4 protein-coding genes are annotated in these 5,370 nt (G+C 67.4%); 1 reads left to right on the top strand and 3 read right to left on the bottom strand.

Going from position 1 to position 5,370, the window contains the following annotated elements:
• The first annotated feature begins 94 nt into the window (after positions 1-94).
• Positions 95-1,174: a bifunctional DNA-binding transcriptional regulator/O6-methylguanine-DNA methyltransferase Ada gene (gene ada / locus SCH01S_RS01450; RefSeq protein ID WP_169746341.1), complete on the top strand. Its 1,080-nt coding sequence runs from the start codon at positions 95-97 to the stop codon at positions 1,172-1,174.
• Between the two features lie 15 nt (positions 1,175-1,189).
• On the opposite strand, the gene SCH01S_RS01455 is transcribed toward ada, so the two are convergent.
• The 3 genes from SCH01S_RS01455 to SCH01S_RS01465 all read right to left on the bottom strand — a co-directional run bounded on the left by SCH01S_RS01455 (position 1,190) and on the right by SCH01S_RS01465 (position 5,254).
• Positions 1,190-2,725 (bottom strand): tetratricopeptide repeat protein, encoded by a 1,536-nt coding sequence (locus SCH01S_RS01455; RefSeq protein ID WP_046347001.1) that lies wholly within the window; start codon positions 2,723-2,725, stop codon positions 1,190-1,192.
• Positions 2,726-2,734: 9 nt separating this feature from the next.
• On the bottom strand, positions 2,735-4,228 hold the full coding sequence (locus SCH01S_RS01460) for a S1C family serine protease (protein ID WP_046347002.1): 1,494 nt from the start codon (positions 4,226-4,228) through the stop codon (positions 2,735-2,737).
• A 162-nt stretch (positions 4,229-4,390) separates the two neighbouring features.
• Entirely contained in the window at positions 4,391-5,254 is an 864-nt protein-coding gene (locus SCH01S_RS01465; protein WP_046347003.1) for an alpha/beta fold hydrolase, read from the bottom strand.
• Between the last annotated feature and the right edge of the window lie 116 nt (positions 5,255-5,370).

Genomic DNA, 5,370 nt, shown 5'->3' on the forward strand with positions numbered 1-5,370 from the left:
CCCGTTCCGGGGAGGAGTTATCCTTTGATCGCAATCGCCGGGACGTGACCGATTCGCAGCTCCGCTACACCCGTCCCATATTGCGGAGGCGATCATGGCTTACCTGACCGATGAACTGGCGCGGGCCGTGCCAACGTGCGACACGGCCGGCATGGACGAGGACAGCTGCTGGGCGGCGGTGCAGCGGCGCGACCGCGCCTTTGACGGCCGGTTCGTGACGGGCGTGCTCACGACCGGCATCTATTGCCGGCCGAGCTGTGCCGCGCGCCATCCGAAGCGGGATAATGTGCGGTTCTTCGCGACCGGCGCCGAAGCGGCGGCAACCGGCCTGCGCGCCTGCCTGCGCTGCAAGCCGGACGAGGTCGCACGTGATGCGGAAGCGGTCGCGAAGGCGGTTGCGCTGATCGCGGCAAGCGAATCGCCGCCGTCGCTCGATCGGCTGGCGGAGGCGGTCGGCTATTCGCCCTTCCATTTCCACCGGCTGTTCAAGCGCGCGACCGGGGTAACTCCCGCGGATTATGCGCGGGCGCGGCGGGCCGGGCAGATGCAGCGGAGCTTGGAAGCAGAGCCGCGGATCACGGACGCGATCTACGACGCCGGCTATTCCGGGCCGAGCCGCTTCTATGACGATGCGAAGCGACGGCTGGGCATGACGCCGAGCGCGTGGCGCAACGGCGGCCGCGGCGAGACGATCCGCTGGGCCACGGCCGAGACCGATCTCGGCACGATGCTGGTCGCCGCGACCAAAAGAGGCATTTGCCGCCTGTCCTTCGATGAAGACGAGTCGGTGCTGCACCGACGCTTCCCCAACGCGGCGATCGAGCATGGCGGCGCGGAGATGGCGGAGCTGGTGCGCCGCACCGTCGCGGCCGTGAACGCGCCCGAAAAGCCGCACGACCTGCCGCTCGACGTCCACGGCACCGCTTTCCAGGAAGCGGTCTGGCGCGAGCTGCAGAAGATCCCGGCGGGAGAGACGCGTAGCTATGCGCAAATCGCGGCGGCGGTCGGGCGTCCGGCTGCGGTGCGCGCGGCGGGCACGGCCAATGGCGACAACAACGTCGCGGTGCTGATCCCCTGCCACCGCGTGATCCGCACCGACGGCACGCTCGGCGGCTATGCCTACGGCCTGGAGCGCAAGGAAAAGCTGCTGCGGCGGGAGAAGGCGAACGCCTGACGCAGGCCTGGGCAATCAGTGTGAAGCGGTCTCGCTCTGCGCGTCCTGCCCCTTTTCATTCCATGCCTTCAGGCCCGCGCCGGCGCCCCCCTTGTCGATCGCAGCGATGACGCGGCCGGCGAGATCCGCCATCCCGCCACCGTGCGGGCTGTATGCGGCGGCCGCAAGAGTGGCGCGCGCCTCGGGCCCCTTGCCGTCGACGAGCAACTGATGACCGAGCAGCATCCGCACGCTCTCGTCCTCGGGCGCCAGCATCGCGGCGGCGCGTAGCCCGGTGATGGCGTTGGCAGTGGCTGGCACGCCCTCGGCACCGAAGCTGCCGTAGAACTGTAGGAGCGGGGCCGGGGCGTCCGGCTCGGTCCGGTTCGCCTTCACGAACCAATGGCGCGCCTGCTTCCAGTCCTCCGCGCTCGCCTTGGGATTCTCCGCCGCATGTGCGACGGCGACGCGGCCCTTGAAGATGAGGGCACGAATATTGTTGGGCTCGGCGGCGAGCACCTTGTCCGTCGCCTTGTCGCAGGCGTCGAGATTGCCGGCATCGATTTCTGCCTCGGCCAGCGCGAGCTGTACGAAGGGATCGTCCGGATAGGGCGCGGCCGCGGCGCGGGCATCCTTCACGACCTCTTTCGCGCTTTCCTCGTCGACACCGCGGCGGGAGCGCATCATCACCGGCATGATCGCGCCCGCGCCGGCCGAGAGTTCGCGAATCTCCACCGGCGCAATGCGGATCAGGTTCGCCGGAATTCGGCGATAGGACAGTCGCGCGTTCTCGTAGCCCTGCAGTTCCCGATCGAGCTTGCCGAGGTCACCAAAGACCTCCTGCGCCGCCGTCAGGCTGGGCGTGCCTTTGTTGATCGCGAGCAGGTATTTGGTGAGCTGGCCAGCGCGATCTTTCGAAAAGGTCAGATAGTGCGTCAGCAGCCAACCACGGCTGTAGATCGCTTCCGTCAGCAGCCCGTTCACCTTCTTAGAGTCGGAATCGATTACATCGGCCAGCGACGCGCCGTTAAAGCGCAATCCGAAGGAGCGGTGTTTGGCGGGCAGGCCGAGATCGACCGAGCCATCGGCCACAAACCGCGCGGTCGAGTTAAACTCCGCATAGCCTTCGCTGAACCAGCGGGGAAACGCGAACGGGTAATTCCGGAACATGAAGTGGTGCGCATATTCGTGGAGCAGCACGATTTGCGCATTCACGTCCCAACTCGCGCCTGATCCCGCGCGGCGCGGCACGAACGCGAACGAGCTGCCCGCCCGTCCTTCGTAGAAACCGCCAACATTGGCCGAGCCCTTGCCCATGATTTTCTGCACGGCCGCCATGTTGGAGACCTGGAAGATGGTCAGCCGATTATTCGGGCTGTCGGTCGTCTGGGGCAGATCGCGCAAGACCCGCATTGCGGCGTCGTAGCGCTCGAGTTCGGTCGCGAAGTCCTTCAGCGTCTCGGGTTTGTCTTCCGAATAGACGATAAAGTGAGCGGAGCGTGCCTCGCGCCAAACTGCCGCAGCAGGCGAGGCGGCGAAAATCAAAACAAACAGCAACAAGGACTTGCGCACGACCCCCTCCTATTTGACCGCGGCTCCATTCTGCACATGGTCGCACGCATAGACCAGTCGCTCGTTCGGCGCCGGCGGGAGCAGGTCGCGGAGCGCCTGGGTCATCTGGCCGGCCATGCGTGCGCTATCGGGCGAGCAGGTTTTGGCCGGATACTTCGCCTGAAGCGCACGCGCCGCAGACAGGGTGTCGGCGGGCAGGAAATAGCGCTCGACCGTGTAGCGCGAGGTTGCCGGGTCGAAGCGGCGGACCTGCGCTACCCCATCATGGCTGGAGACGTCGGCCCGCACCCAGCGCTCGTCCTGCGCCGCGAACGGTGTGTTGCCCTCCTCGCAGCCGTCAGGACCCCAGTCGAGCGCCACGTCCTGAGGGTCCGAAATCGTGATGCGGCTGCGCTCCAGATCGATGCGACAGGCATAGCGGCCTTCGGCACTTGCCTGTGGCTGGGCGGGTTTCGGTGCCTGCGCGGCGAGCCGCGTATCGGCCTGGTCGAGGTCGGGCCGGGCCACCCACGCGATGGGCGCGCCGGCCATGAGCACCAGCCCCGCGGCCCCCGCGCCCAGGGCAAGTCGCCGGTCGTCTTTTGCCAGCAGCACCAGCGCGCCGTTCACGAAGGCGGCGCCAAACACGAGCAGGAGGCCCGCAATGGCGAGGCCGTTGTCGCGCTCGGCCAGAATGCTGTCGCGCACCTGCTCGCGGCGGGCGTCGAGCCGCTCCTCGGCAAAGGCGGCACGGGTTCGATCGGCCTGGGCGCGCTCGTCCTCGCTGCGGGCGAGACGTTCGTCGATCGCGGCCTGCTCGGCGCTGGTGCGGCAGGGGAGGGCGGTCGTGTGCGGCTTGACCCCGGCGGCGCGAAGGAACGGAATGATCTCCTTCACCGAGACGGCGAAGGCGAACACCGCGTCGACGCCTTCGGAATTCGAGACGAAGCTGTTGATTCCGACCACCCGCCCGCAGGAATCGACCAGCGGCCCGCCCGAGTTGCCGCGGCCGATGGCGGCGTCGTGCAGCACCGTGTCGAAACGCTGGGACGATTGGCCACCGGAGACGCGGCCCCAGCTCTTGACCGGCGCCTGAGGCGTGACGACGCCTTCCGCGCTGAGCTCGCGGGCGCGATCCACGGAATAGGGATAACCGATTGCAGCAACCGCGGCCCCGTCGGGCACCGGGCCCGTCGCAATGGTTGCGGGCTCGACCGTGCCGTCGGTCAGTTCGATCAACGCCAAGTCACGTTGCGGCTGATAGGCGATCAGGCGGCCGGTGAAGCGCTTGCTGCCTTCGGACGGCACGACGCCGATGATTGCATCGCCGTCCGCCGCGTCCGAGACGACATGAGCGTTCGTCAGGATCTTGTCCGGCGCCACGGCAACGCCGCTGCCGGTGCCGATCCCCTGCGGCTCTCCGGATTCCATCGCGACCACGACGACGCGGACGACGCTGCGGCCCGCCGCGGCGACGTCGAGATTGTCCTGAGCGCGGGCGGGGGCGGGAAGGAGAGTGAGCATAAGAGTGAGCAACCAGACCAGTCCCGGCTGGGCTGAGCTTGTCGAAGCCCTCGCTTCCTTCTTCTCGGCGGCCGAAAGGAACAGCAAGGCCTTCGACAAGCTCAGGCCAGCTGGTGTTGGGATCAGGCGCACGTATGCAAGCGTCCGGTTTGGCGGTCAGCGTTACTGAGCAAGGAACGCCTTCACCTCGTCCGCGAAGGCGCCCGGCGCGTCGAGCATGATGAAATGGGCGGAGTTCGGCACGCGTTTCACCGTCACGCCTGGAATATCTGCATAGGCCGCCTTGTAGTTCGCATCCATTTGCTCGTCGGTGAACGGCGCACCGGCCGGGGTCACGTATAATACCGTGGTCGGGACATTGATCGCCTTCAGCTCCGGGCGGAGATCGGTGACGATCAGCTCGGCAAAGGCATTGGCGACCGTATCCGGGTTGCTGGCGAGCCCGTCCTCGATCGGGCCGGCGCGCTCGCTTTCCGTGTTGATCATCGAAGTGATCGAGGTCCGCCGCTCGCGGTCGCGTTCTTCCGGCGTTGCCTTGGCCGAGCGGGCACGCATGGCGTCGGCGATGGGCCGGACACTGTCCGACGTCGCATTCGGGCCGCCGAACATCTGGCCCACGAACGGGTACATGTCGACGATCATCAGCTTGCCGACCTCGTCCGGGTGGCGCGCGGCGACCATCATCGCGATCGTGCCGCCCATCGAATGGCCGATCAGCGCCGGTTTGCCGAGATTCTCCTCGGAAATATAGCGCGCGACTTCTTCGGCGACCGGGGCGATTACCGCGCCTTGCGCATTCCCGCCGGGCGGGGTCGCGCCCATGCCGGCGATCTGCACCAGGTGATAGCGATAGCCGGGCACCCGCTCGATCGTGCCTTTCCAGACGCGCGGAGACGAGGCGAGGCCGTGGATCAGCACGACGTCGGGGCCGGTGCCTTCGGTCGTGACGCTGATCCGGTCCGACTGGAAGGCGGCAAAGGCCGGCGTCGCGATCAGCGCGGCGGCAGCGAACAAGGCACGAAACATCAACGACCCTCCCGGTGGTGCACGATGATTAGGCGAGGCGGCGGGGAAGGGGAAGGCATCTAAATCCGCCCCGGAACGGGGAGGGGGACCGCTCGCCGCAGGCGTGGAGGGGCCGC

It is taken from the genome of Sphingomonas changbaiensis NBRC 104936 (assembly GCF_000974765.1).
In the GTDB taxonomy this organism is placed as follows: Bacteria; Pseudomonadota; Alphaproteobacteria; order Sphingomonadales; family Sphingomonadaceae; genus Sphingomonas_B; species Sphingomonas_B changbaiensis.